The following is a 25,585-nucleotide window of genomic DNA, read 5'->3' on the forward strand; positions in this document are numbered from 1 at the left end:
TTCGAATATTCCCGAACCAATCCACTTTTCGTGAATTCACATTTCGTATTTCTTCGCTGCGATGTTTCAATCTTATTTGATTCAATTTCGCTTTGCAAATCCGGTTGTTTTCCCGGAATTCATCCAGCGGAATGAATCCACCCGCCATAAAATGGAGCAATTCTTCGTTCAGTGCTTCCGCACATGCTGAAGTTGCTTCAGTTTTTGGTGGGTTTTGGTCGCTATTTTTCCGCTTCAGCGGCGGCGACTCAGAAAACATTACACGCTCCCCCGCGGCCGTGCAAATCGGCTGCGGAGGAGCGTGCAGAGGTCTTTCGGGCGGCTGAGAAGAGCCTAGGGGACCAGCACTTCCACCGTGGCCAGGTTTTTCTTTCCGCGGCGCAGGAGCAGGTACTGCCCATGCAGCAGCTCGGACTCGGAGATCACCGCTTCGGGGTCGGAGACCTTCTCGTTGTTGACGTAGGCTCCACCTTCACCAACGGTGCGCCTGGCTGCGGACTTGCTTTCGGAAAGCCCCGAAGCAACCAGCAGATCCACGATTCCCATGGCATCCACCTGCACCGTGGCGGACGGCAGCTCGGACGTCGCCGCCTGGAGCGTTGCCTTGTCCAGGGCAGAGAGGTCACCGTTACCGAAGAGAGCTGCGGATGCAGCAATCACTTTTTCGGTGGCTTCGACGCCGTGAACGAGGGAGGTCACTTCGTAGGCGAGCTTCCGTTGGCCTTCACGTGCGAACGGCCGCTCAGCGACAGCAACAGCGAGCTCTTCGATCTCGGCACGGGTAAGGAACGTAAACACCTTCAACCTGTCCACCACATCCGCATCGGCGGTGTTGAGCCAGAACTGGTAGAAGGCGTACGGGCTGCACATGCCGGCGTCGAGCCAGATGGCGTTGCCCTCGCTCTTGCCGAACTTCGTGCCGTCGGCATTGGTAATCAGCGGTGTACCTAAAGCATGGACACTCTTGCCCTCAACCTTGCGGATCAGTTCCGTACCGCTGGTGAGGTTGCCCCACTGGTCAGAGCCACCGGTCTGCAGCACGCAGCCGTAATCCCGGTAGAGCTGGAGGTAGTCCATGCCCTGCAGGATCTGGTAGCTGAATTCGGTGTAGCTGATGCCTTCGTCCGAATTGAGCCGGGAGGCTACGGCGTCCTTCCGCAGCATGGTGCCAACACGGAAGTGCTTCCCCACTTCACGCAAAAAGTCGATGGCACTCAGCGGCGCGGTCCAGTCCAGGTTGTTGACCATCCGCGCGGCGTTGTCTCCCTCGAAGCTGAGGAAGCGGCTCACCTGCGCCTGAAGGTATCCCACCCATTCGGCCACGGTGTCCTTGGTGTTCAGTGTGCGCTCGGCCGTGGGACGGGGGTCGCCGATCAGGCCGGTGGAACCGCCCACCAGCCCCAGCGGCTTGTGGCCTGCCAGCTGGAGCCGACGCATGACGAGCAGCTGGACGAGGTTGCCCAGGTGCAGGCTCGGCGCGGTGGGGTCGAAGCCGCAATAGTACGTGACCGGTGCACCGGCAAGGAGCTTTTCCAGCTCTGCTTCGTCGGTGGAAACGTGGACCAGGCCACGCCACTTCAGTTCCTGCCAGATGTTGGCGAAAGTGGGGTCGTTCTGCTGCGATTCGAGGCTGTTGATTTCGGACACGCTTTCTAAGTTAGCAGTAATACCAGCCGCCGGATCAGCGCCGGATCCCTGCCGGCACCGGTTCTGCGGCAATAAGACGCAGCCGCTGGGTGGCGCGCGTCATGGCCACGTACAAGTCCCCCACCTTGCCGTGCTCATGGTTCAGCATCATGGCCGGTTCCAGCACCACCACGCCGTCGAACTCCAATCCCTTGGCCTCCCGCGGGCTGATCACTACCATGTCCTGCTCATAGCTGCCGGCACCTGTTCCCACCCGGCGGCCGTAGGCGGCGCGAAGGGCAGCGCTGGCCTCAGGCAGGAACTGGCCGTCTGCGATGACAGCCAGCAGGCCGCCGTCGAGCGCCTCCAGTTCCTCCGGCAGGACCTCAACCAGGCGCCTCACCACATCGCCGGGGGCCACTTCGTCGATGACTGGTGACCAGCGCCCTTCACGCACAGCCTTGGGGGCGGAGACCACCAGGCCGGCCGCGTTGGCCATCCGGACCGCGGCTTCGGCGATCTGGGAAGGAGTGCGGTAGTTGACCGTCAGCTCCTCCAGTTGCCAGCGGTCGCCAAACATGGGGGCCAGCGCACCCTGCCAGGAGTTGGCGCCGGCCACTGAACTTGTCTGGGCGATGTCACCCACGATGGTGAAGGACTTCAGGGGGCAGCGGCGAACCAGCAGGCGCCATTGCATGGGCGACAGCTCCTGCGCCTCATCCACCACAATGTGGCCAAAGGCCCAGGTGCGGTCACTCGTGGCGCGTTCTGCAGCAGTCAGCCGGGCTTCCTGTTCCCGGTTCTGCTCGGCCAGCTCTTCGGCGGACATCAGCGGGTCCACCCCTGCAGCCTGCATGTTGACCAGCGTCTGCTTCGCGTTGGCGAGGTCACGGGCACGGTCGTGTTCCTGCTGGGCCAGTCCGCGGCCGGCCGCAGGATCCAGCTCGCCGAGCAGTTCGGCAGCTTCATCCAGCAGGGGAACGTCGGACTCGGTCCACTGGGCGTCGGCAGGGCGCAGCAGCAGGGCGCGCTCCTCAGGCGTCAGGTTGGGCGTGCACGCTTCAAGGATCGCGGGTTTGCTGAACAGCTCGGAGATGAGCTTCTCCGGAGTCATGGGCATCCAGCAGAGGTTCAGCGCAATCCTCACGTCACGGGCAGTGCGCACATCCTCCGCCAGGTACGAGCGGTCCGCGTTGTTGCCGATGTTTCCGGCCTCCACCAGCTCCGTCATCTGTTCCGTGAGTTCCCGCAGCAGGATCTTGACGAAGGTCACGCGTGCCTCGTTGTGCGGCTTGCCGGTGGAACGGGCCTTTTCCCTTGCGCGGCGCACCTGCCGCTGCGTCAGCACCAGCTTGCGGCCGTCAACTTCAAGGGTCCGGTCCTCGGCGGGCATCCGCTGCCGGTTCGCCACGGCTTTGGCCACGACGGCAGCCATATCCAGCCGCCCCTTGATTGCGGCGACCGCGGGGTCCTGCTCGGGCACGGCATGGATTCCGGCCATCAGGCGGCCCAGGCTGGCCATCACAACACCGGTCTCACCGAGGGACGGCAGCACCCGTTCAATGTACTTCATGAACGACGACGACGGGCCCACCAGCAGCACCCCTGCGGTCTTGAGGCGGTCGCGGTGGGTATAGAGGAGGTAGGCGGCACGGTGCAGCGCCACAGCGGTCTTGCCGGTACCCGGCCCGCCCTGCACTACGAGGGCACCCGAGATCGATGACCGGATGATGCGGTCCTGCTCCGACTGGATGGTGCTGACGATATCCGACATGCGGCCGGTGCGCTTGGAGTTGAGCGCGGCGAGCAGGGCGCCTTCGCCCTGCAGCGATTCACTGTCCGCAAGCATCTCTGGATCGAGCACGTCATCCTCGATGGCCTTGACCTCGCGGCCCTGCAGGATCAGGTGGCGGCGGCGCCGGACGCCCTGCCTGTCAAACGCCGTGGCCTGGTAGAAGTGGCCGGCCTCGGGCGCGCGCCAGTCAACCATCAGCCGCTGCAGGTCCTCGGTGGTAAGGCCGATGCGGCCGATGTACTGGGCTTCTCCGGAATCCAGGTCCAGCCGGCCGAAGACCAGCCGGTCATCCACGGCGTCCAGCTGGGCGAGGCGGTCTTCATACAGTGCGGCGAACGCGTCGCGCTCGGAAACGTTCTGCATGGTGCCCACGGCCCCTGCCCGCCGGACCTGCGCCAACTGGCGGCGCTTTTCCTCGCGCAGTTCTTCCAGCCGCGCGTACAGGCCGGCAACATAGTCCCGTTCGTGGGCCAAATCGGCGTCGTGCATCTAACGTTCCCCTATCGCAAAAGACAGACCTACCATTCTACAACCTTTTCCCCTTAACCCCGTTTCGGAGCTTCGCTGCCTTGTACTGCGAAACGGTGGGGTCGCCGGTGATCCAAAAGCGCCAGGAGTATTGGTCCGTGCCGCCGGCGCCGGAGACGCCTACCCTCGGCCCGGAGCTCACCGACCCGCTGGGCCCAGGCGGAAGCACCAGCCCAAAAGGGGGCGCCAGGGCGTCTCGACCACTGTCTGCCGTCGTCAGGCCCAATGCTTTGGCCAGCCGCGCAGGCCCCCTGGCCAGATCTGAGGGGTTTTTCGACGTCGGTCTCCGCCGCTGGGCCAGTTCCAGGCCGTCCACGATTTCCCCTGCCCTCAGCAAGAGCGCAGATGCAACCCCTTCCGGCCCGCACACGAGGTTGGTGCAGTGGTGCATGCCATAGGTGAAGTAGACGTACAGATGGCCCGCAGGGCCGAACATGGGGGCATTGCGGGGCGTGGGGCCGCGGTAGGTATGCGATCCCGGGTCCGGGTGCAGCGAATCCTCGGGCCCCAGGTAAGCCTCCACTTCCGTGAGCCGGACGGACACCGCACCGTCCCGGGACTCATGTGTCAGGACGGCGCCCAGCAGCAGCGGGGCCAGCTCCCGGGCGTCTCCTGAAAGGAACTCCCGCAGCGGCCGGCCGGCCGCCAGCGGATTTCTGCTCATGGCCAGACTCTATCCAAAACCTGCTGCCGGACCCCGGTATTACGTCGTCCGGCAGCACCACGGCCGTGTCCGATTTCCGCTAGCTGGACTACCTGTGTGCTGGCAGGATGGGGGAATGGACTTCTGGCAGCGCTACCGGGCGATAGATGCCCGCGACACCCGGTTCGACGGGCAGTTCTTTACTGCTGTCCGCACCACGGGCATCTACTGCCGCCCGTCCTGCCCGGCGCGGACACCCAAAGCTTCCAACGTCACTTTCTACGAGACGTCCGCGGCCGCCCACGACGCCGGCTACCGGGCCTGCAAGCGCTGCCTCCCTGAGGCAGTTCCCGGCACGCCCGCCTGGAATGTGCGCCAGGATGTGGCCGCGCGGGCCATGCGGCTGATCAACGACGGAGTCGTGAACCGGGACGGCGTGGACGGACTGGCAGCCCGCCTCGGCTATTCCTCCCGGCAACTGAACCGCATTCTCAGCCACGAACTGGGCGCCGGTCCGCTGTCGCTCGCCCGGGCCGGGCGGGCGCAGACGGCCCGGACCCTGCTCGTGTCCACGTCCATGAAACTTGCCGACGTCGCCTTTGCCGCCGGGTTCAGCAGCGTCCGGCAGTTTAACGAAACGATGGCGGAGGTCTTCGACATGACCCCCTCGGCCCTGCGCGCCGCCAGTTCCCGGAAAACCAGCGGCGGTGCCTCCGCGCTGACCCTCAACCTCCCCTACCGTGAGCCGTTCGATCCTGGCATTTTCACCTTCCTGTCAGTGCGGGCCATCCCTGGAATCGAATCCGGGACGGCAACGTCCTATGCACGTACGCTGGCGCTGCCGCACGGCGACGCCCGCTTCACGGTGGAGTACGACGCCGTCATGCCAGGGCGGACGTTGACCCTCACCATCGGTGCGGTGGACTTGCGGGACCTGCCGGCCCTGCTGAGCCGCGTCCGGCGACTCTTCGATGTGGATGCAGATCCGGTGGCCATCGATACAGCACTGGCTGCTGATGCGCGGCTGGCAGCATCGGTCGCCGAGGCTCCGGGCATCCGAATGCCCGGGGCTCTGGACCCCGGCGAAATGCTGGTCAGGGCCATGGTGGGCCAACAGGTCACCGTGGCTGCCGCGCGGACGGCACTGACCCGGATTGCCGCCGTCGGGCGTCCAAGCCGCAACCCAGGCGAGGGCCTGGAGCGCATGTTCCCCACCGCCGCCGAAATCGCCGCTGACGGTTACGTTCTGGTGCGCGGACCCCGGAAGCGCGCAGAAGCACTTCGCGCTGCAGCCACCGCCCTCGCTGAGGGCGGCCTGGACTTCGGCTACGGCGACGACATGGGAACCCTGGCCGCGAAGCTGTTGCCGCTGCCAGGAGTGGGACCCTGGACCGCCGGTTACCTTGCCATGCGTGTGCTCGGCGCCCCGGATGTTTTCCTGGGCAACGACGCGGCAGTACGGAACGGGGTTAAAGCCCTGGCCGCGCCAACCCCTGCCACTGCGAGCCGCGCCGGCGGGACGGCCAGCCCGGACTTCCGCGAGGTCAGCCCGTGGCGCTCCTACGCCACCATGCACCTGTGGCGGGCAGCAGCCCAACCGCGCACCAGGGCAGGACATGTGCCCATAACGAACAGCCGTGCCTCCAGCAGGCGAACTGCAGAGAAAGTGAACCGATGAAAGCCCAGCTGCTTCAGATGTCCACCCCCGACGGCCCGTTCACTGTCCTTGCCCAGGACGGCGTTGTCCTTTCGAGCGGATGGACGGACAAGCCCGGCGACCTGATCGGGCAAATCCACCCCTCGCTGCGGCCCGCCACCGTCGAAGTGGTCACCGGGCCGGGAGGAATCAAGGCTGCCGTCGAAGCCTTTTACGCCGGCGATCCACTGCCGGCAATGCAGGTCCCGGTAGTGCAGAAGTCGGGCCCCTTCCGGGTGCATGCCTGGGACGTGCTGCGGCTGGTCCGGCCCGGATCCCCCGTCACCTACACCGAGTACGCGGGCCTGGCCGGCAACCCGAAAGCCGTCCGGGCAGCCGCCAGTGCCTGCGCCTTCAACGCGGCAGCCCTGTTTGTCCCATGCCACCGAGTGATCAGGACCGATGGTTCGCTCGGCGGTTTCCGCTGGGGCCCGGCCATCAAGGAAAGCCTGCTGGCGCGCGAGGCGGCCTGGCCGCGCCTGTGATACCCGGCCAAAAGGCCCTGGGGCAACCGCTATTTGGGCGCCGGGGTTCCCGCCGGCCAGGGCAGCAGGGCCGGCAGGTCGGCACCGTCGGCCGCCGCCGATGCCCGCAGGCTGCCCAGCGTTGGTTCACGGCCGGCAAGCCAGGCCGCAATATCGGTGATCATGCCGCTGATGACCGTAGACCGGTTACCGGTGCCGATGCTGACGGGCGGGAGGCCAAGAGGCTGTAGCACCAGTTTGTCGTCCGGCTGCACGCGGGCGGCGAGGAAATCGAACAGATGCTCGCAGAAGGGGCGGCTCCAAGTTTCCGGTCCCCTGCCTGTCAACAGGTCTGCGTTATGGATGACAAGTTCCCGCCACAGTGCAAGGCCCCCGTCCAGGACCACTCCACCCCGATAGGTGATGGGTGCCCACCAGCCCGTTTGGTTGGCCGAGGAATCCTTGACGCCGGGCAGCACATCGAACGCCTTCAGTGCCCGTAACACGGCCTTGTTCAGGTCCGCGAGGTGCGTGGCGGCGTCGTGCCCGGCAGCAAGGTCGATCGCCTTGTTCCTGCCGTCCATGCCGCCGTCGTACAGCTCTACGGCTTCCCCGCGGGCAGCGTATTCGAGCTGCCGCGCCATGGCATTTGAGATGCCCGTGAGGTGGGCGAGTACGTGGCCGCGCGTCCAGCCAGGGAGCGCGGACGGTGCCCGCACATCCTCGTCGCTGAAGGTGGCGGCATCGGAGGTGACGTCGGCGGCGGCCTTATGGAGCCCTGCCAGCAGTTCATCAGGTGCGGGAGCTGTCATGGCGCTCATCCTAGCCCCGGACGGCACCATCCGGCCCCAGGCGGTGCCGGACGTGCTCGCCGTCGTTGCTGGCCTGCCAGAACTCGTACTCCGTGGGCTGGAGTGCATAGAGCTGCCAGTGCGGATTGCTGCTGCTGTCCGCCCTCGGCCGCTCTGCCCAGTCCCGCGCCGACGCCTCTGCTGACAGCCGGACGACCGGTCCTGCGACGCGGACCTGCCGGCCGAGGGAAGCCCAGTAGAAATTCATGGCAGCCTGGGGCACCGTATCCAGTTCCTGCCCCTTGCGGGAAGTACTGGAGGTAGCGAAATGCCAGCCGTCGCCGTCGATGTTTTTCAGGATCAGCATCCTGGACGATGGCTGCTGCCCGGCGCTGACAGTGGCAAGGCTGAAGGCGTGCGGTTGCTGCTCCCCCGCGTCCAGCGCCTGGTCCAGCCACTGCTTGAACAGTTCCACGGGGTTCCGCGGCGCTGTGGCCGGATCAAAGGCGGGAAGCTCAGCCGGAAAGTCGGGCAGGCCGCGAAGGAACTTGCGGAAGGTTTCGCTCATGCGGCCATGGTAGCGGGCAGTGTTGCGCGTACACGGCCAACCCTCTCGCAGTTGATGCGTGAAAATTGGCAACGCGCCCTCACTTTCTTAGGGGAAGTGAGAGAGCGCTGGCCAAAAAGGGGCGTTAAGTGAGAGAGCGTTGGTGAATCTGCACGGAGTCCCCGCCCCCTGCGGACGGCGGGGACTCCTTCGCGTGCCGGTTAACCCGCGTACTCGCGCACGCCGACCAGTTCGCCTTCCAGCGCTGCCAGCTGGCGTTCGACGGCGGCCGGTGCCGTTCCGCCCTGTGAGTTGCGGCTGTTGAGCGAGCCTTCCGTCGACAGGACGGTGCGGACCTCCGGTGTGACGTGGTCCGAGATGGCGGCGTATTCCTCATCCGTGAGATCCCACAGCTCCACGCCGCGGGACTCCGCCTGCTTCACCGCAGCGCCGGAGAGCTCGTGTGCCTCGCGGAACGGGACACCCTGGCGGACCAGCCACTCGGCGATGTCCGTGGCAAGGGCGAACCCCTGCGGCGCCAGCAATTCCATCCGCTCGGTATTGAACTTCAGGGTGGCAATCATGCCGGAGACGGCCGGGAGCAGGAGCTCCAGGGTGTCGGCGGCATCGAACACCGGTTCCTTGTCCTCCTGCAGGTCGCGGTTGTAGGCCAACGGCAGGCCCTTGAGCGTGGCCAGCAGCCCGGTCAGGTTCCCGATCAGGCGCCCCGCCTTGCCGCGCGCCAGTTCAGCCACGTCCGGGTTCTTCTTCTGCGGCATGATCGAGGATCCTGTGGAGTACGAGTCATGCAGCGTGACGAAGGAGAATTCTTTGGTGGCCCAGAGAATGACTTCCTCGGAGATGCGGGACAGGTCCACCCCGATCATCGAGCACACCCAGGCAAACTCAGCGAAGACGTCGCGGGATGCGGTGCCGTCGATGGAGTTGTGGGCCGCTGAGTAGAAACCCAGGTCTGCCGCCACAGCCTCCGGATCCAGTCCCAGTGACGAGCCCGCAAGCGCACCGGAACCATAGGGCGAAACGCCGGCGCGCCGGTCCCAGTCCTGCAGCCGCTGCACGTCACGCAGCAGCGCCCAGGCGTGGGCCAGGAGGTGGTGGCTGAGCAGTACCGGCTGGGCGTGCTGGAGGTGGGTGCGGCCGGGCATGGCAACGCCGTGGTGGGCCCGGGCCTGATCGACCAGGGCGTCCACTGTGGCCAGGACACCGCGGGCGATGATCCGGGCGTGGTCGCGCAGGAACATCCGGCCCAGGGTTGCCACCTGGTCGTTGCGGGACCGGCCGGCGCGGAGCTTGCCGCCAAGCTGCGGTCCTGCGCGCTCAATCAGGCCGCGCTCGAGCGAACCGTGCACGTCCTCGTCGGATTCCGCCGGCACGTAGGCGCCCGAGGCCACGTCCTCATCCAGGCGGGTGAGGGCTTCGAGCATGCCTTCCAGTTCGGCGTCGTCCAGCAGGCCCGCCTTGTGCAGCACCCGGGCGTGGGCCTTGGAACCGGCAATGTCGTAGCGGGCCAGCCGCCAGTCGAAGTGCGTGGACTTGCTCAGCGCCGCCAGGGCGTCGGCGGGGCCGCCGGCGAACCGGCCGCCCCACAGCGCGCCTTCGTTAGTCCCCGAACGCGCCCCAACCTCGCTGCGCTCGGCAGGGGACCCCTGCGTTCGTGGGCCCATCCCGGTCACTGACCCGCGACCCGGATGTCGCGGCCGGAGGCGACCTTGGCGGACATGCCCCACAACTCAATGAAGCCGCGGGCCATGGACTGGTCAAACGTGTCGCCGGTGTCGTACGTGGCCAGGTTGAAGTCGTACAGCGACGTCTCGGAGCGGCGGCCGTTGACGATGGCCTGGCCCCCGTGCAGGGTCATGCGGATGTCGCCGGAGACGTACTTCTGGGTGTCTTCGATGAAGGCGTCCAGGGAGCGCTTGAGCGGCGAGAACCACTGACCGTCATAAACCAGCTCGGCCCAGCGCTGGCCAACGGTGGCCTTGAAGCGGGCCTGCTCGCGCTCAACGGTGATGTCTTCGAGGTGCTTGTGCGCGGTCATCAGGGCCATGGCGCCCGGAGCCTCGTAGATTTCACGGGACTTGATGCCCACCAGGCGGTCCTCGACGACGTCGATGCGGCCAACGCCCTGCACGCCGGCTCGGCGGTTGAGTTCCTTGATGGCCTGCAGCGGGGTGACCTTCACGCCGTCGATCGCCACCGGAATGCCGGCTTCGAACGAGATGATGACTTCGTCCGGTGCCGGCGGGAACTCCGGGGTGGCGGTGTAGTCGTAGATGTCCTTGGTGGGGGCGTTCCAGATGTCCTCGAGGTAACCGGTTTCGACGGCGCGGCCCCAGACGTTCTGGTCGATGGAGTACGGGTTCTTCTTGGTTGTTTCGATCGGGAGGCCCTTTTCCTCGGCGAAGGCGATGGCCTTGTCGCGGGTGAGGGCGAGGTCGCGGACCGGTGCGATGCACTTCAGGTCCGGGCCGAGGGTCTGGATGCCCACTTCGAAACGGACCTGGTCGTTGCCCTTGCCGGTGCAGCCGTGGGCCACGGTGGTGGCGCCGAATTCGCGGGCGGCCTTGACCAGGTGCTTGACAATGACGGGCCGGGAGATGGCGGACACCAGCGGGTAGTGGCCCTGGTACAGTCCGTTGGCCTTCAGTGTGGGCATGCAGTACTCGTTGGCGAACTCGTCCGAGGCATCAGCCACGTAGGCTTCGACGGCGCCGCAGCCCAGGGCGCGCTGGCGGATGGTCTCGAGCGACTCGCCGCCCTGTCCAACGTCAACCGCAACGGCGATGACTTCGGCGCCGGTGGCCTCACCGATCCAGCCGATGGCTACTGAGGTGTCCAGGCCGCCTGAGTAGGCCAGCACAATGCGTTCAGTCACTTCACATGCTCCTTTGTGGGGTGTTTTGATTTGTCTTCAAGCTTAATGCCCGGCTTCTTCGGCCAGTTGCAGGAACCTGGCGGCGAGGTCCGGGCCGCCCTGCGGGTCACGGGCCACCAGCAGCACGGTGTCGTCCCCGGCGATGGTCCCCAGGATGGATGGCATCACCGAATGGTCGATGGCAAGGGCCAGGAAGTTTGCGGCCCCGGGCGGGGTGCGGAGCACCGCGATGTTCGCCGAGGCCTCCGCGGTGACCAGCAGTTCGCTGCAGAGCCTGGCCAGCCGGGCGTCCAGGATTTCCTGGCTCACCCCGCTTTTCGCAGTACGCTCACCGCCTTCGCCAGGTACCGCGTACACCAGCACGCCTTCCTTGCCGCGGACCCGGACAGCGCCGAGTTCCACCAGGTCCCGCGACAGCGTCGCCTGGGTGACCTGCACGCCGTCGTCCGCCAGCAAGGCTGCCAGCTCCGCCTGGGAACGCACGGATTCCCCGGTGAGGATGGTGGCGATGCGTGCCTGGCGCGCAGTCTTGGTGGCCGGACTGGAGCCCGGCACCGACGGGCTGGTGGACACTAGAACGTGCTCTCCCCGGTACCTTCAACGGGGGCAAGGCCGTCCACGAACGCCAGGCGCGAGCGGTGCATCAGCCAGGCCATCAGGGCCTTCTGGGCATGCAGCCGGTTTTCGGCCTCGTCCCAGACGATGGACTGCGGTCCATCGATGACTCCGGCGGAGATTTCGTAACCCCGGTAGGCGGGCAGGCAGTGAAGGACGACGGCGTCTTCCGCCGCATGTGCCATTGCCGCCTCGTCCACGGAGTACTCGCGGAACAGCTGCAGCCGGGCTTCCTTTTCGGCTTCCTGTCCCATGGATACCCAGGTGTCCGTTGCCACGACGTCGGCCCCCTTCAGGGCTTCCGCGGCGTCCGTGGTGATCAGCACGGAGCCGCCGGTTTCCGCTGCGCGCTCCTCGGCGGCAGCCACGATGTCCGCTGCCGGCAGATAGCCTTCCGGCCCGGCGATCCGGATATGCATTCCCGCCGTGACCCCCGCCAGCAGGTAGGAATTGGCCATGTTGTTGGCGGCGTCCCCCAGGTAGCTCATGGTGAGGCCCTTGAGTTCGCCCTTGTGCTCCTTGACGGTCAGCAGGTCCGCCAGCAGCTGGCACGGGTGGTAGTCGTCGCACAGCGCGTTGATGACGGGCACGCTGGAGTTCTCCGCCATTGCCACCAGGCCTGCGTGCGCCCCGGTCCGCCACACGATCGTGGAGACCATGCGCTCCAGCACCTTGGCGGTGTCCTGCACGGACTCCTTGTGGCCGATCTGTGCCTCACCCGGGTTGATGATGAGAGCGTTTCCGCCCATATCCGCGATGCCCGTGGCGAACGAGACCCGGGTCCTGGTGGAGGTCTTGTCAAAGATCACGGCCACGGTCTTGCGGCCGCTTCCCTCGCCGGCGAAGGGCTGGACGCTGTAGGGCGCCGCCTTCATGCGGGCTGCGAGGTCCAGCACCTCCGCCTGCTCTGCCGGGCTGAGGTCCGTGTCCTTGAGGAAGTGCCGGGTGGAGTTGGGTGCTGATGTCACTGGGCGTCCTTAACTGCTTGGAGGATGGCCGGGAAGGCGTCGAGGAAGGAATCTGCCTGGGCCGTGGTGAGGACCAGCGGCGGGGCCAGACGGATGGTGCGGGGACCCGGGCTGTTGACGATGAAACCGGCGTCCAGGCCGGCCTGGACCACGGCCGGGGCCACGTCTGCGTCCAGATCAAAGCCGATGAGCAGGCCTTCGCCGCGCACCTCGGTGACGCCCGGGATGGCGGCCAGGGCCGAGCGCAAGTGCTCCCCCACCTCGACAACGTTCTCCAGGACATGCTGGTTCTCAATCGCGTGCAGGGTGGCCAGGGCGGCCGCTGTGGCCACAGGGTTCCCGCCGAAGGTTGTGCCGTGCTGGCCCGGGGTCAATAACGACGACGTCTCCGCACCAAACGTGATCAAGGCACCGACAGGGAATCCACCGCCCAGGCCCTTCGCCAGGGTGACGGCGTCGGGCAAGATCCCGGCGTCCTGGCTGGCCAGCCACTTTCCGGTACGGCCGATGCCCGTCTGCACCTCGTCAAGGATCAGCAGGGCTCCGGCTTTGCTGGTGAGCTCCCGTGCTGCCCGGAGGTAACCCGGGGGCAGCGGCCGCACCCCGGCCTCACCCTGAATGGGCTCCAGGAAGACCGCGGCAACAGTGTCATCGACGGCGGCCTTGAGTGCTTCCACGTCCCCGAAGGGGATATGGACCACGCCGCCCGGCAGCGGCTCGAACGGCGCCCGGTAGGCTTCCTTGGCGGTCAGGGCAAGGGCGCCCATGGTCCGGCCGTGGAAGGCTCCCTCAAGGGCGATGATTTTGGTCCGCTTGGCGTCCCCGCCACCCGTGTTGCGGCGGGCCAGCTTGAAGGCGGCCTCGTTGGCCTCGGTCCCCGAGTTGGTGAAGAACACCTTGGAGCCGGTCGGCGCGTAGGTGAGTGCCAGGAGCTTTTCAGCCAGCGCAATCTGGGTAGGGCTCGTGAAGAAGTTGGACACGTGCCCCAGAGTGGCCAACTGGCTTGCGATGACCGAAGTAACGAACGGGTTCGCATGGCCGAGCGCATTGACGGCAATGCCGCCCAGCAGGTCCAGATACTCCTTGCCGTCGGCATCCCAGACCAGGCAACCTGCACCGCGGACCAGGACCCGCTGCGGAGTGCCGAAGACACCCATCAGCGAGCTGGAGTAACGGGCCAGCCACTCGGAGCCGGCGTGGCCCGTGGTTTCCACCAGCTCAGCCACAGGTGTCCGGCGCTCGAGGTTTTCAGTCGTGTTCATCCCTCGATCTCCTCGTCCGGAACCACCTGGGTGCCGATGCCTGCGGTGGTGAAGGTTTCCAGCAGCATGGAGTGCGCCAGCCGCCCGTCCACAATGTGCGCGCGTTCCACTCCCTCGTCGATCGCCTTGAGGCAGGCGGCCATCTTGGGAATCATGCCGGACTCGAGCCGGGGCAGCATGGCCCTTAGCTCGGAGGCGGTGAGGGAGGAGATGAGGGACGATTTGTCCGGCCAGTTGGCGTACAGTCCCTCCACATCCGTCAGGATCACCAGCTTGGAAGCACCCAAGGCGGAAGCAACGGCGGCAGCCGCGGTGTCGGCGTTGACGTTCAGGACCTGGCCGGTGGTCTGGAAACCTGCCGTGCCAAGGAAGCCGTCGCCGTCGTCCACGATTTCGGGCGCGACCGTGGAGATGACGGGGATGCGGCCGGCGTCGAGGATGTCCACGATGCCTGCCGGGTCCACGCCCACCACTTCACCCACCAGCCCGAGGTCCACTTCTTCGCCGTCCACCACGGTACCGGTGCGGACGGCGCGCAGCAGCCCGCCGTCTTCACCGGACATGCCGACGGCGTAGGGTCCGTGGGAGTTGATGAGTCCCACCAGCTCGCGCCCCACCTGGCCGGTGAGGACCATCCGGACCACGTCCATGGCTTCGGGGGTGGTGACGCGGAGGCCGCCCTTGAACTCGGATTTGATGCCGAGCCGGGCCAGCATCGAGTTGATCTGGGGCCCGCCGCCGTGGACCACCACAGGGTGGATTCCCACGTGGTGCAGGAACACGATGTCCTCCGCGAAGGCCCGGCGAAGTTCCTCATTGACCATGGCGTTGCCGCCATATTTGATCACCATGGTGGTGCCGGCAAAGCGCTGAATCCAGGGCAGCGCCTCGATCAGGGTGGCCGCCTTGTCCTGGGCGTCGGACATGCTGGTGGTCTCGCGAGTCTGGGTGTTCATACCGTCTCTTCCGAAAGCTTCCACAAGGGGTGCCTAGCTTGAGTAGGCGCTGTTCTCGTGCACGTAATCGTGGGTGAGGTCGTTCGTCCAGATGGTGGCCTCGGCGTTACCGGCCTGCAGGTCGATTTCCACCAGGACTTCGCGCGGTTCCAGGTTGACGAGGCCGCGGTCGTCGCCGATGCTGCCGTTGCGGCAGATCTGGACGCCGTTCATGGCAACGTTCAGCTGGTCCGCCTCGAACGCGGCGTCAGTGGTGCCCACCGCCGAGAGTACGCGGCCCCAGTTCGGGTCCTTGCCGAAGATGGCGGCTTTGAACAGGTTGGACCGTGCCACTGAGCGGCTGACGGTTTCGGCGTCGGCCTCGCTGGCGGCGTTGAAGGTGCGGATGGCGATGTCATGGCTGGCGCCTTCGGCGTCGGCGATGAGCTTGCGGGCCAGCTCGGCGCACACCTGGGTCAGTCCCGCTGCGAACACCTCGGCGGACGGCACTGCGCCGGAGGCCCCGGAAGACATCAGGACCACGGTGTCGTTGGTGGACATGCAGCCGTCCGAGTCTGCCCTGTCGAAGGTAACGCGCGTTGCGTCCCGCAGGACGACGTCGAGCAGTTCCGACTCCACCAGGGCGTCCGTGGTCAGGACCACCAGCATTGTAGCCAGGCCGGGCGCCAGCATGCCGGCGCCCTTGGCGATGCCGCCGATGCTGAATTCCTGGCCGTCCGCGTCCGTTCCGATGAACAGGGCGGACTTGGGGACCGAGTCCGTGGTCATGATGGCGATGGCTGCTGCCGGGCCGCCGTCGGCGCTCAGTTCAGCAGCAGCGGCTTCGACACCGGGAATTACTTTGCCCATGGGAAGCTGCTCACCGATGAGGCCGGTGGAGCAGACGAAGACGTCAGTGGCGGAAATGCCCAGCACCTCGGCGACCTTCTCGGCGGTGCTGTGCGTGTTCTGGAAGCCGGTGGGGCCGGTGCAGGCGTTGGCGCCCCCGGAATTCAGGACCACGGCGTCGACGCGCCCGTCCGAGACAACCTGGCGGGACCAGTGGACAGGGGCGGCAGCCACCCGGTTGCTGGTGAAGACGGCGGCGGCGGCCTTTGCGGGTCCGTCGTTGACCACGAGCGCGAGGTCCGGCTTGCCGGAGGCCTTCAATCCGGCGGCGACGCCGGAAGCACGGAAGCCCTGGGGTGCGGTAACGGTCACGGGGCTACTCCCTGCAGGTTGAGGCCGGCAGTTTCCTGCAGGCCGAGTGCGATGTTCATGGACTGGACGGCTCCGCCGGCCGTTCCTTTGGTGAGGTTGTCGATGACGCAGGTGACAATAACCCGGCCGGCGTGCGGGTCGAAAACCAGCTGCAGCGCGGCATGGTTTGATCCCTGCACCGATTTGGTGCCCGGCCACTGCCCCTCAGGCAGCAGGTGCACGAACGGCTCGTCGTCGTAGGCGTCCGTCCATGCCTGGCGCAGCTGCTCTGCGCTGGTGCCCGGCTTCACCTTGGCCGTGGCGGTAGTGAGGATGCCGCGGCTCATGGGCGCGAGCGTGGGGGTGAAGGAAACAGTGACCTGTTCACCGGCGGCGTTGGAGAGGCCCTGCTCGATCTCGGGGGTGTGGCGGTGGCCGCCGCCCACGCCGTAGGGGCTCATGGAGCCCATGACCTCTGCGCCGATCAGGTTGACCTTGGCTGCCTTACCCGCACCCGAGGTGCCGGACGCCGAAACGATGACGACGTCGTCGGGCTGCAGCAGGCCGGCGGTGAACCCGGGCGCCAGGGCCAGCAGGGCCGACGTCGGGTAGCAGCCGGGAACGGCAATGCGTGTGGCACCCTTGAGCGCTTCGCGCTGGCCCGGCAGTTCGGGAAGGCCGTAGGGCCAGGTGCCGGCGTGGGCGGAGCCGTAGAACTTCTCCCACGCTGCGGGGTCCTCCAGCCGGTGGTCGGCACCGGCGTCAATCACCACCGTCCCTTCGGGCAGCCGGGCGGCGATCTCCGCTGATGCACCGTGGGGCAGGGCAAGGAACACCACGTCGTGTCCGGAAAGGTTTTCCACGGTGGTGTCTTCAAGGATGCGGCTGGCCAGTCCGTGGAGGTGGGGCTGCAGCTCGCCCAGCCGGGAGCCGGCGTTGCTGTGGGCGGTAATTGCCCCAATCGTGACATCCGGGTGCCCGGCAAGGAGCCGGAGGACCTCTCCCCCGGCGTAGCCGCTGGCTCCCGACACTGCAACAGAAATAGTCATGATCCGACTATACAGCAAAAGTATGCACTGATTCCGATATTTATGCACCGGCGGAATGGCCCTGCCGGGAAGTGTCCCTAGGATGGTTCCAGCAGGCCGGGGCGGACCACGCCGGGCCCTTAAAAGGAGAGCCAATGACGCATGCAATAGTCGCACGGGAAGCAGGCGGGCCGGAAGTCCTCACCTACACCCAGGTGGAACCTCCGGCCCCGGGCCCCGGGCAGCTGCTGATTAAAGTGACCGCAGCTGGAGTCAACTTCATTGATACCTATAAGCGCAGCGGCACCTACAAGGTCCCTTTTCCCTTCACCCCCGGCTCCGAAGCCGCCGGAACAGTGGAAGCCGTGGGCGAGCGCGTCACCGCTTTCACCCCCGGCGACCGGGTGGCCACTGCCGAGGGCATCAACTGCTACGCGGATTATGCGCTGGTTGCGGAGGATGCCGCCCTGCCCATTCCTGCAGGACTGGATGATTTCACCGCCGCCGCACTCCCGCTGCAGGGAATGACGGCGCATTTCCTGATGAATTCCACCTTCAAGGTGGAACCCGGACACAGGGTGCTGTTGCATGCCGGTGCCGGCGGGGTGGGCCTGCTCCTGACCCAGTTGCTGAAGGCAAGGGGCGCCGAAGTCATCACCACAGTCTCAACGGGGGAAAAGGAAGGACTGGCGCTGGGCGCCGGCGCGGACCACGTACTGCCGTACAAGGGGTTCGCGGGACGCGTGAGGGAGATTACCGGCGGCACTGGTGCCGACGTGGTGTATGACGGAGTGGGAAAGGATACCTTCGACGGCTCGCTGGAAGCGTTGCGAACACGCGGAATGCTGGTCCTTTTCGGCGCCGCATCCGGGCCGGTACCGCCGGTGGATCCGCAGCGCCTCAACTCGGGCGGCTCCCTGTTCCTCACCAGGCCCACCATTGCCCACCATCTCAGGGACGCAGCGGAACGGCGCTGGCGCTCCAGGGAAATCTTTGCCGCGGCTGCCGACGGCAGCCTGGACGTCCGCATCGGGGCCCGCTATCCGTTGGCCCAGGCAGCACAGGCCCACCGCGACCTCGAGGGGCGGCGCACCACCGGAAAGGTCATCCTGGTCCCGTAGCTGCATGCGCCCGGAAAACGGAGAGTCCCCGCAGTTCAGGCCGGCTGCGGGGACTCTCCGCTTCAGTAATGCGCGGCGTCAGCGCTGGACCGCTCCGAAACGCTCGCCGGCGACTGCCACGGCGCTTTCGCGCGCGGCCGACGCTTCGTCGGCCGTCAGCGTCCGGTCCGGGGCGCGGAAGCGCAGCCCAAAGGCCAGCGACTTCTTGCCGTCTTCGATGCCCTTGCCGGCGTAGACATCAAAGAGTGCAACGTCCTCAAGCAATTCGCCGGCACCTTCGCGCAGTGCCGCCAGGACGTCGTCCGCGGGCACGTCGGCGGGGACCACCAGGGCCACGTCCTGGGTTGCGACGGGGAAGGTGGAGATATGCCGGGCCACGATCACGTCGGGTGCGGCGTCGAACAGCGCGTCTGCGTTGATCTCGAGCGCAACAGAGCGGGCAGGCATGTCCGAAGCCGCCAGCAGCTTGGGGTGCAGCTCGCCTGCGTAACCCACCACTTCGCCGCTCCGCAGCGACAGCTGGGCTGTCCGTCCGGGGTGGAACGCCTGGTGGCTGCCCTGCCGGACCACCAGCTCCACGCCCAGGACGTCCCCGGCGAACCGGGCAATATCCAGGGCATCTGCCCAGTCCCAGGTCCGGGGGGCATGTGCTGCTGCTGCCGGGGAATCATGTCCAGTGAGCACTGCGGCGAGATGGAACGGCTGGGCCGGGACGCCGTCGTACAGGGCATCCAGTACCTCGTCGGCAGGCTTGGCGCCCAACGGCGGGATGGAGTCGGTGCCCATCTTCTCAGCGGGCAGGAACACCAGGCCGGACTCGAAGAGCCCGAGGTCCCGGAAGCCCCGCGAGTGGTTGCGCTTCACCACCTCGATCAGCCCCGGCAGGATGGAGGTGCGCAGGTAGCCTTGCTCCTCGCTGATCGGGTTGGCCAGCTTGACGGCCGTCCTTGCCACGCCCTGTTCAGCCACGCCGAAGGTGTCATTGGCGGCCTTGGAGACAAACGGGTAGGACAGGACTTCGGTGAGCCCCGCGTCAGCGAGCGCCTGGACCAGGCGGCGGCGCTGCTGCTGGACCCGCGTCAGGCCGCGTCCCGGGGGCGCCACGGGAAGCGTGGCTGGGATCTTGTCGTAGCCCACCAGCCGGGCAATTTCCTCGGACAGGTCTTCCTTGGTCTCCAGGTCATTCCGCCAGCTGGGAGCCGTGACGGTCCAGCCGCCGTCGTTCTTCACTACTGCCGCACCGAGGTCCTCGAGGGACGTGGCTATCTGCTCTTCAGTGAAGTCGATGCCGATCCGGGCGGCAGCGAAGGCCGCGGGCAGCTCAATCGTCACGGAGTCAGGTGCAGTTCCGACGTCGGTACCGGCTTCGTCCGCCGTCCCGCCGGCCAGTTCCACCAGGAGGTCGACGGCGCGCTGGGCGGCGATCCCTGCGACCTGCCAGTCCACGCCGCGCTCGAAGCGCTTGGAGGCTTCAGAGGGCAGCTTGTGGCGCCGGCGGGAGCGGGCAATGGAGACTTCCTCGAAGTGCGCGGCCTCCACCAGGATGTTCGACGTCGTGTCCCCCACTTCAGTGGCGGCACCTCCCATCACGCCGGCGACGCCGATGGGGCCGGTGGCATCGGTGATCACCAGGTCCTCGGGATCGAGCGGACGTTCCTTGCCGTCGAGGGTGGTCAGCTTCTCACCCGCAAGGGCCCGCCGGACCACAATGTCACCGGACAGCTTGTCCTGGTCATAGAAATGCAGCGGCTGACCGAGTTCCAGCATGACGTAGTTGGAGATGTCCACCGGCAGTGAGATGGAACGGATGCCGGCCAGTCGGAGCCGGGACACCATCCACTGCGGGGTCGGCCTGGCGGCGTCTACTCCGCGGACAGTACGGGCAACGAAGCGGTCGCATCCCGGCTTGCCGTAGATGGGGGCGTCATCGTTGATTTTGACGCCGTAGCCCCCGGAGAGCGCCGCAGGAGCCAGGACCTTGCTGGCCGGGTCCGTAAACACTGTCCCGGTGGCATGGGCGTACTCACGGGCAACGCCGCGGATGGAGAAGGCATAGCCGCGGTCAGGGGTGACGTTGATTTCGGCGGCTTCATCGTAGAGGTTAAGGAGCTCCATGGCGTCCGTGCCCACCTCGGGGTCCAACCCGATGCGCGACAGCACCAGGATGCCGTCGTGGTCCTCGCCGATCCCCAGCTCGCGGACGGAGGCGATCATGCCGGCTGAGAGGTGGCCGTAGGTCTTGCGGGCGGAGATGTGGAAGTCCCCCGGCAGCACGGCGCCCGGAAGGGTCACAACTACCTTGTCCCCCTCCACGAAGTTGTGGGCGCCGCAGATGATGCCCTGCACACCAGAGGGGTCGATGCCCTTGCCGGTGAGCTTCTGTTCCTGCCCCTCGGGGACAACCCGGACCTGGCACCAGTTGATGGTCTTGCCGTTGGTCTGCGGCTCCTTGACCAGGCTCAGCACCTGGCCCACCACGATGGGACCCTTCAGGGTGTCGGTGGGACGGTGGACATCCTCTTCTTCAAAGCCAACCTTGACCAGCTCGGCCATCACGTCTTCGGCCATCGCTCCGGCCGGTACCTCTGCGAATTCACGCAGCCATGAAATTGGGATACGCACTGTTAGATCTCCATCCCGAAGTGCTCGCTGAAACGTACATCGCCTTCGATCATGTCGCGCATGTCCCCCACCTCGTTGCGGAACATGAGGGTCCGCTCTATGCCCATGCCGAAGGCAAAACCTGAATAGACGTCCGGGTCGATTCCGGCAGCGCGAAGGACGTTGGGGTTGACCATGCCGCAGCCGCCCCATTCGATCCAGCGCGGGCCGCCCTTGGCGCTGGGGTGGAAGATGTCCAGCTCGGCGGAGGGCTCGGTAAACGGGAAGTAGTTGGGACGCAGCCTGATCTGGGCTTCGTCGCCGAACATCTGCCGCGCGAAGTGCTCCAGGGTGCCCCGGAGGTCGGCCATGCTGAGCTTCTTGTCGATGGCCAGGCCTTCGAACTGGTGGAACACCGGCGTGTGCGTGGCGTCCAGCTCATCGGTGCGGAACACCTTGCCCGGGCACAGCACGTAGATAGGCAGCTCGCGTTCGAGCATGGAGCGGACCTGCACGGGGGACGTGTGCGTCCGCATCAGCAGGTGGGCCTCGGGCGGCTCCACAAAGAAGGTGTCCTGCATTTCGCGCGCCGGGTGGTCGGGCTTGAAGTTCAGTGCGTCGAAGTTGAACCATTCGGATTCAACCTCGGGGCCTTCGGCAATTTCCCAGCCCATGCCCACGAAGATGTCCGCGACGCGGTCCTGCAGGGTGGACAACGGGTGCCTGGCGCCGGCCCGGCGACGGCGGGGGGCGGCCGTGACGTCAACCGTCTCTTCCAAGAGGATCCGGGCGTCGTTTTCCGCTTCCAGCTCGGCCGTACGGTCCGCGAGCGCCTTGTTGACCCGTCCGCGGGAGGCACCCATCAGCTTTCCGGCCACGGCTTTCTGGTCCTTGGGCAGCTTCCCAATCTCGCGGTTGGCAAGGCTCAGCGGGGACTTCTCACCCGTGTGGGCAAGCCTCACCGCCTTCAGCTCATCAAGGGTGGCCGCGCCGGCGATGGCGGCGATGGCCTGGTCTACAGCGGCAGTGACGGCGGCTTCATCCGTGGGGTTCGGGATGGCGGCGCCCGGCAAAGTTTCAGTCATCTACTGTTCTTAGCTACGAGTCGTGGCTGCCGGTGAACGGGCAGCCACGTGCGGTTTCCCCGCGGCTTGTCCGTCACTGGCAGGTCATGGATGAATGCCCTCAATAATCAGCGCATCCAATGACCAGGTCAAGGCCCACCGGTGGAACCGGCGGCCACTGGCATCCAGTCTAATTCAAGGCCCCGGCTACCATGACGTCATGACAGTGCTGCCGCGATCCGGAGGCCATGGACCCCTGACGGCTGCCCAGCGGCTGAGGCAGGGCGCAAACCTGGTCAACGGCACTACACTCCTTGGCCTTGCCGTTGCCGTCGCGGCCCGGACCGATCTGGCTGCAGGCCCCAGGGGCCTGCTCATTGCCGGTGAGTACCGCTGGCGACTGCCGTTCGCAGGAGCTTTTACCCTGGGAAATGTGGTTCTTTGCCGTTCCACTGCTGACGAACTACTGGCCCGGCATGAACTGCTTCGGCACGAGGAGAAGCACTCCAGCCAGTACGCCTGGTGCCTGGGCGTGCCGTTTCTACCGCTGTATTTCCTTGCCGCCGGTTGGTCAATGCTGCGGACCGGCAACCCGGGCACGTCCAACGTCTTCGAGCGGCATGCGGGGCTCGCCGCAGGAGGCTACCCCCCCAAGGCATCCCTTCGTCATGGTCCTGCCCGGCCGGAGGTTCATGGCGTGGGCCTGCGGGGCAGGCGCCGGCGTCGGCACACGCCTTGACTTTGATTCGAACATAACTTCGAATGGTGTTATGAGATGGGACGCGCAGACTTTGATGCCGCCACCGGGGGAAGCTTCGGTGGGAGCCGCTCCGGCGCTCCTGCCCCTGGCGGGACTGGTGCGCTCCGTCACCACCCCGGAGTTCGCAGGCATCACTTTCCATGAGGTCACCGCCAAGTCGGTCCTGAACAGGGTGCCCGCCGGCTCCCGGATGCCGTTCGAGTGGACCATCAATCCCTACCGGGGCTGCAGCCATGCCTGCGTCTACTGCTTCGCACGCAAGACCCACACTTACTTGGATTTCGACGCCGGGCTGGACTTTGACCGGCAGGTGGTCGTCAAAGTCAACAGTGCGGAAGTGCTCCGCAAAGAGCTGGCCAAACCGTCCTGGGGCCGTCACCAGGTTGCCCTGGGCACCAACACCGACCCCTACCAACGGGCCGAGGGCCGGTACCAGCTGATGCCGGGCATCATCACCGCTTTGGCCGAGTCAGGCACGCCCCTGTCCATCCTCACCAAGGGGACGCTGCTGGCACGGGACATTCCGCTGCTCAAAACCGCCGCCAGCCAGGTGCCGGTGGGCCTGGGGATTTCGCTGGCCATGACGGACGAGGCACTTTCGGAAGCCGTGGAGCCTGGAACGCCGGGACCGCGGGCCCGGCTCAAGCTCGTCTCCCGCCTCCGTGAAGCGGGCCTTCCATGCGGCGTCATGGCCATGCCCATCCTGCCGTGGCTCTCGGACAGTGACGAGGCCCTGGATTCCCTCTTTTCATCCCTTGCGGCAGCAGGGGCCACCGGCGTCACCGCCGGCGCCCTCTACCTCAAGCCCGGCGGCACCAGGGAGTGGTTCATGACATGGATCGCCGCCCATCATCCCGAGCTAGCCGGCCGTTACCGCCGGCTTTACGGCTCAGGCTCCTATGCCGCCAAGGAGTACCGCTCCTGGCTGGCAGGCAAAGTCCGGTACTTCAAAGCCCGGCATGGTTTCAGCAATTCGTCCGGCTTCAGCCACAGGGACCTGGAGGACGATCCCCGGGGCGAGGAAGCTGAGTACCCCGCGGGCATCATCCCGCAAAGACCAGCGGGTACTCCAGGCTCCGGCACTCCTGCAGGCGCCAGCCAACTGACGCTGTTCTAGTTCCCTGGCGTCTGGATTGCCGGCCGTTCAGTTGGCCCGGGCCGTTCAGTTTGCTGTTTGGCCCGCCGGCGTAGACAACGTAGACAACAGGGCCCGCACGATCGGAAAATCGGCCGGGATCCACGGCAGGCCAAGAACGGCGTCCGTTTCAGCCAGCGGCACCCAGCGCAGCTCGTCATGGTCTTCGAGCGGCCGTGCCACCCCGTGGGCGATCTCCGCGAACCACACCCGCATGCTGGCGCGGTCGTTCAGCGGCCATCCGGTGGGCAATTCCGAAACCAGCTCGTTACCCAAGCGAACTCCAATTCCCAGTTCCTCGAACAGCTCCCGAACCAGTGCCTCCTCCGGCGCCTCGCCGGGTTCCACCTTGCCGCCCGGAAATTCCCAAAGGCCGGCCAGGTTCTCGGGCGCGCTGCGCTTGGCCACGAGCAGCAGGGAAGGGTCCGCGAGGCTGTCCACGACCGCTGCGCCCACTACCTGTATCAGTCCACTCACCGCCCCATTCTATGGGGGACAATGATGGGACCGGACACACCTTGCCCGCCTCGGGAATACCCCTCCGCCTTTCCGGGTTGCTTGCAGGGACCGGCCTGACCAGCCCCACTGCCGTGGCTTCAGCACCCTTCCCGTTCCATCCTCGAAAAAGCAGGCATATGAGCAGCGTCCTCGAAAAGTCCACGGCATTCCCCACCAGGTCCTCCAACCTTGCGATGGCCATCCTCTCCCTGGCCATGGGCGGAGTGGGTATCGGGGTGACGGAGTTCACCATGATGGGCCTGTTGAAGGAAGTGGAGCAAGGACTTGCCATCTCTACGCCGGAAGCCGGCCACCTCATCTCAGCCTACGCGCTGGGCGTGGTGGTGGGAGCTCCCCTGTTGGCCGCCGTCGGCGCCAAACTCCCCCGCAAGCATCTGGCACTCGGGCTGATGCTGTTCTTTACCGTCGCCAACTTCGCCTCCTACCTCGCGCCGGATTACGGAACGATGCTCGCCTCACGGTTCGCGGCGGGCCTGCCGCACGGCGCCTTTTTCGGCGTGGCAGCTGTGATCGCCGCATCCCTGGTTCCGCCAACCCGGCGTGGGTGGGCGATTTCCATGGTGATGGCAGGGCTGAGCATCTCGAACGTGGTGGGAGTTCCCTTCGCCACGTGGCTGGGGCAGACGTACGGCTGGCGGCTGCTGTTTATCCTGGTGGGCTTCATTGGCTTGCTGACCCTGGCGCTGGTGTGGAAATTTGTCCCCTTCCAGGAGGCCCATCCCGACGCCAGCATCAGGCGGGAACTTGGCGCACTTAAACGGCTGCAGGTTTGGCTGGCCATTCTGATCGGGATTGTGGGATTCGGCGGATTTTTCGCCACCTACACCTACATTTCCCACACCATGACGCTGGTCGCCGGAATCCCCTCCGCGCTGATTCCGCTGGTGGTGGCCCTGTACGGCCTGGGAATGGTGGCGGGCAACATCGTTGGCGGCAGGATTGCGGACAGGTCGGTCATGGGAACGCTGTACAAAGTATTGCCCGCCATTGCTGTTGCTTTGGTGGTCTACGCTGTGGCCGCCCATTGGCCCTGGTCCGCATTTGTCATGGTGTTCGTAGTAGGTGCCTCGGGATCCATGCTGATCCCCGCGCTTCAGACACGGCTCCTGGACGCATCGCCGGACGCCCCTTCCCTGGCCTCGTCACTGAACCACGCAGCACTGAATGTCGCCAACGCCCTTGGCGCTTTCCTTGGCGGACTCGTCATCGCGCTGGGCTGGGGCTACGTGGCACCGGCGCTGGTGGGTGCCGTCCTCGCCCTGTTGGGATTGGGCGTTGCGGTAGCGAGCGGCCTCCTCGAGCGCAAAAGGCCGCTGACTGCCTGATCCTGGACCCTGTCAGCACGCAGCCCGGTCACCCCGCAAATGGCTCCCAAAGTTCTGCACAACCGC

23 protein-coding genes are annotated in these 25,585 nt (G+C 66.1%); 6 read left to right on the forward strand and 17 right to left on the reverse strand.

What is annotated here, in order from left to right; genetic code table 11:
- The 4 genes from FDW81_RS05825 to FDW81_RS05840 form a co-directional block, all read right to left on the reverse strand.
- Nucleotides 1-259: hypothetical protein (locus tag FDW81_RS05825; protein WP_138133209.1), on the reverse strand; the 259-nt coding region annotated here is incomplete at its 3' end.
- Between the two features lie 74 nt (nucleotides 260-333).
- On the reverse strand, nucleotides 334-1,647 hold the full coding sequence (tyrS, locus tag FDW81_RS05830) for a tyrosine--tRNA ligase (protein ID WP_138133210.1): 1,314 nt from the start codon (nucleotides 1,645-1,647) through the stop codon (nucleotides 334-336).
- Nucleotides 1,648-1,681: 34 nt separating this feature from the next.
- On the reverse strand, nucleotides 1,682-3,910 hold the full coding sequence (locus FDW81_RS05835) for an AAA family ATPase (protein ID WP_138133211.1): 2,229 nt from the start codon (nucleotides 3,908-3,910) through the stop codon (nucleotides 1,682-1,684).
- 37 nt (nucleotides 3,911-3,947) lie between these two features.
- Nucleotides 3,948-4,613: a DNA-3-methyladenine glycosylase gene (locus tag FDW81_RS05840; protein ID WP_138133212.1), complete on the reverse strand. Its 666-nt coding sequence runs from the start codon at nucleotides 4,611-4,613 to the stop codon at nucleotides 3,948-3,950.
- A gap of 115 nt (nucleotides 4,614-4,728) precedes the next feature.
- On the opposite strand from FDW81_RS05840, the gene FDW81_RS05845 reads away from it, so the two are divergent.
- A complete protein-coding gene (locus tag FDW81_RS05845; RefSeq protein WP_138133213.1) occupies nucleotides 4,729-6,270 on the forward strand; it encodes a DNA-3-methyladenine glycosylase 2 family protein in 1,542 nt (513 codons plus the stop codon).
- Nucleotides 6,267-6,773, forward strand: a complete 507-nt coding sequence (locus FDW81_RS05850) for a methylated-DNA--[protein]-cysteine S-methyltransferase (RefSeq protein WP_138133214.1) — start codon at nucleotides 6,267-6,269, stop codon at nucleotides 6,771-6,773. The genes FDW81_RS05845 and FDW81_RS05850 overlap by 4 nt, the downstream gene beginning before the upstream one ends.
- A 29-nt stretch (nucleotides 6,774-6,802) precedes the next feature.
- Here FDW81_RS05850 and FDW81_RS05855 read toward each other — a convergent pair whose 3' ends face one another.
- From FDW81_RS05855 to argC, 10 genes are all read right to left on the reverse strand, one after another.
- Entirely contained in the window at nucleotides 6,803-7,564 is a 762-nt protein-coding gene (locus FDW81_RS05855; protein WP_138133215.1) for a maleylpyruvate isomerase family mycothiol-dependent enzyme, read from the reverse strand.
- A gap of 10 nt (nucleotides 7,565-7,574) precedes the next feature.
- Nucleotides 7,575-8,111, reverse strand: a complete 537-nt coding sequence (locus FDW81_RS05860; protein ID WP_138133216.1) for a pyridoxal 5'-phosphate synthase — start codon at nucleotides 8,109-8,111, stop codon at nucleotides 7,575-7,577.
- A gap of 200 nt (nucleotides 8,112-8,311) precedes the next feature.
- Nucleotides 8,312-9,775, reverse strand: coding sequence for an argininosuccinate lyase (argH, locus tag FDW81_RS05865; RefSeq protein WP_138133217.1), 1,464 nt, complete (start codon nucleotides 9,773-9,775; stop codon nucleotides 8,312-8,314).
- 5 nt (nucleotides 9,776-9,780) lie between these two features.
- Nucleotides 9,781-10,986, reverse strand: a complete 1,206-nt coding sequence (locus tag FDW81_RS05870; RefSeq protein ID WP_138133218.1) for an argininosuccinate synthase — start codon at nucleotides 10,984-10,986, stop codon at nucleotides 9,781-9,783.
- 42 nt (nucleotides 10,987-11,028) lie between these two features.
- Complete coding sequence (locus FDW81_RS05875; protein ID WP_138133219.1) at nucleotides 11,029-11,559, reverse strand: arginine repressor; 531 nt, start codon at nucleotides 11,557-11,559, stop codon at nucleotides 11,029-11,031.
- Entirely contained in the window at nucleotides 11,559-12,569 is a 1,011-nt protein-coding gene (gene argF, locus FDW81_RS05880) for an ornithine carbamoyltransferase (RefSeq protein WP_138133220.1), read from the reverse strand. Before argF ends, FDW81_RS05875 begins: the two co-directional genes overlap by 1 nt.
- Nucleotides 12,566-13,831, reverse strand: coding sequence for an acetylornithine transaminase (locus FDW81_RS05885; RefSeq protein ID WP_138133221.1), 1,266 nt, complete (start codon nucleotides 13,829-13,831; stop codon nucleotides 12,566-12,568). The genes argF and FDW81_RS05885 overlap by 4 nt, the downstream gene beginning before the upstream one ends.
- Entirely contained in the window at nucleotides 13,828-14,787 is a 960-nt protein-coding gene (gene argB, locus FDW81_RS05890) for an acetylglutamate kinase (protein WP_138133222.1), read from the reverse strand. Before argB ends, FDW81_RS05885 begins: the two co-directional genes overlap by 4 nt.
- Nucleotides 14,788-14,820: 33 nt before the next feature.
- Nucleotides 14,821-15,987: a bifunctional glutamate N-acetyltransferase/amino-acid acetyltransferase ArgJ gene (argJ, locus tag FDW81_RS05895; protein ID WP_138133223.1), complete on the reverse strand. Its 1,167-nt coding sequence runs from the start codon at nucleotides 15,985-15,987 to the stop codon at nucleotides 14,821-14,823.
- A complete protein-coding gene (argC, locus tag FDW81_RS05900) occupies nucleotides 15,984-17,015 on the reverse strand; it encodes an N-acetyl-gamma-glutamyl-phosphate reductase (RefSeq protein ID WP_138133224.1) in 1,032 nt (343 codons plus the stop codon). The genes argJ and argC overlap by 4 nt, the downstream gene beginning before the upstream one ends.
- Before the next feature lie 134 nt (nucleotides 17,016-17,149).
- Between argC and FDW81_RS05905 the strand changes: the two genes are divergently transcribed.
- Nucleotides 17,150-18,115, forward strand: coding sequence for a quinone oxidoreductase (locus FDW81_RS05905; RefSeq protein ID WP_138133225.1), 966 nt, complete (start codon nucleotides 17,150-17,152; stop codon nucleotides 18,113-18,115).
- Nucleotides 18,116-18,193: 78 nt separating this feature from the next.
- Here FDW81_RS05905 and pheT read toward each other — a convergent pair whose 3' ends face one another.
- Together pheT and pheS are read right to left on the reverse strand one after the other, a co-directional pair.
- Entirely contained in the window at nucleotides 18,194-20,737 is a 2,544-nt protein-coding gene (gene pheT, locus FDW81_RS05910; RefSeq protein ID WP_138133226.1) for a phenylalanine--tRNA ligase subunit beta, read from the reverse strand.
- A gap of 2 nt (nucleotides 20,738-20,739) precedes the next feature.
- Entirely contained in the window at nucleotides 20,740-21,801 is a 1,062-nt protein-coding gene (gene pheS, locus FDW81_RS05915) for a phenylalanine--tRNA ligase subunit alpha (RefSeq protein ID WP_138133227.1), read from the reverse strand.
- A gap of 199 nt (nucleotides 21,802-22,000) precedes the next feature.
- On the opposite strand from pheS, the gene FDW81_RS05920 reads away from it, so the two are divergent.
- Both FDW81_RS05920 and FDW81_RS05925 read left to right on the forward strand, forming a co-directional pair.
- Nucleotides 22,001-22,519: a hypothetical protein gene (locus FDW81_RS05920; protein WP_240719993.1), complete on the forward strand. Its 519-nt coding sequence runs from the start codon at nucleotides 22,001-22,003 to the stop codon at nucleotides 22,517-22,519.
- A gap of 31 nt (nucleotides 22,520-22,550) precedes the next feature.
- Nucleotides 22,551-23,657, forward strand: coding sequence for an Rv2578c family radical SAM protein (locus tag FDW81_RS05925; protein ID WP_138133228.1), 1,107 nt, complete (start codon nucleotides 22,551-22,553; stop codon nucleotides 23,655-23,657).
- A gap of 45 nt (nucleotides 23,658-23,702) precedes the next feature.
- Here FDW81_RS05925 and FDW81_RS05930 read toward each other — a convergent pair whose 3' ends face one another.
- Nucleotides 23,703-24,152 (reverse strand): (deoxy)nucleoside triphosphate pyrophosphohydrolase, encoded by a 450-nt coding sequence (locus FDW81_RS05930; RefSeq protein ID WP_138133229.1) that lies wholly within the window; start codon nucleotides 24,150-24,152, stop codon nucleotides 23,703-23,705.
- Between the two features lie 158 nt (nucleotides 24,153-24,310).
- Between FDW81_RS05930 and FDW81_RS05935 the strand changes: the two genes are divergently transcribed.
- Complete coding sequence (locus FDW81_RS05935; protein ID WP_138133230.1) at nucleotides 24,311-25,519, forward strand: MFS transporter; 1,209 nt, start codon at nucleotides 24,311-24,313, stop codon at nucleotides 25,517-25,519.
- The last annotated feature ends 66 nt before the right edge of the window (nucleotides 25,520-25,585 follow it).

Origin of the sequence: Pseudarthrobacter sp. NamB4, assembly GCF_005796185.1 — a bacterium.
Taxonomy (GTDB): Bacteria; Actinomycetota; Actinomycetes; order Actinomycetales; family Micrococcaceae; genus Arthrobacter.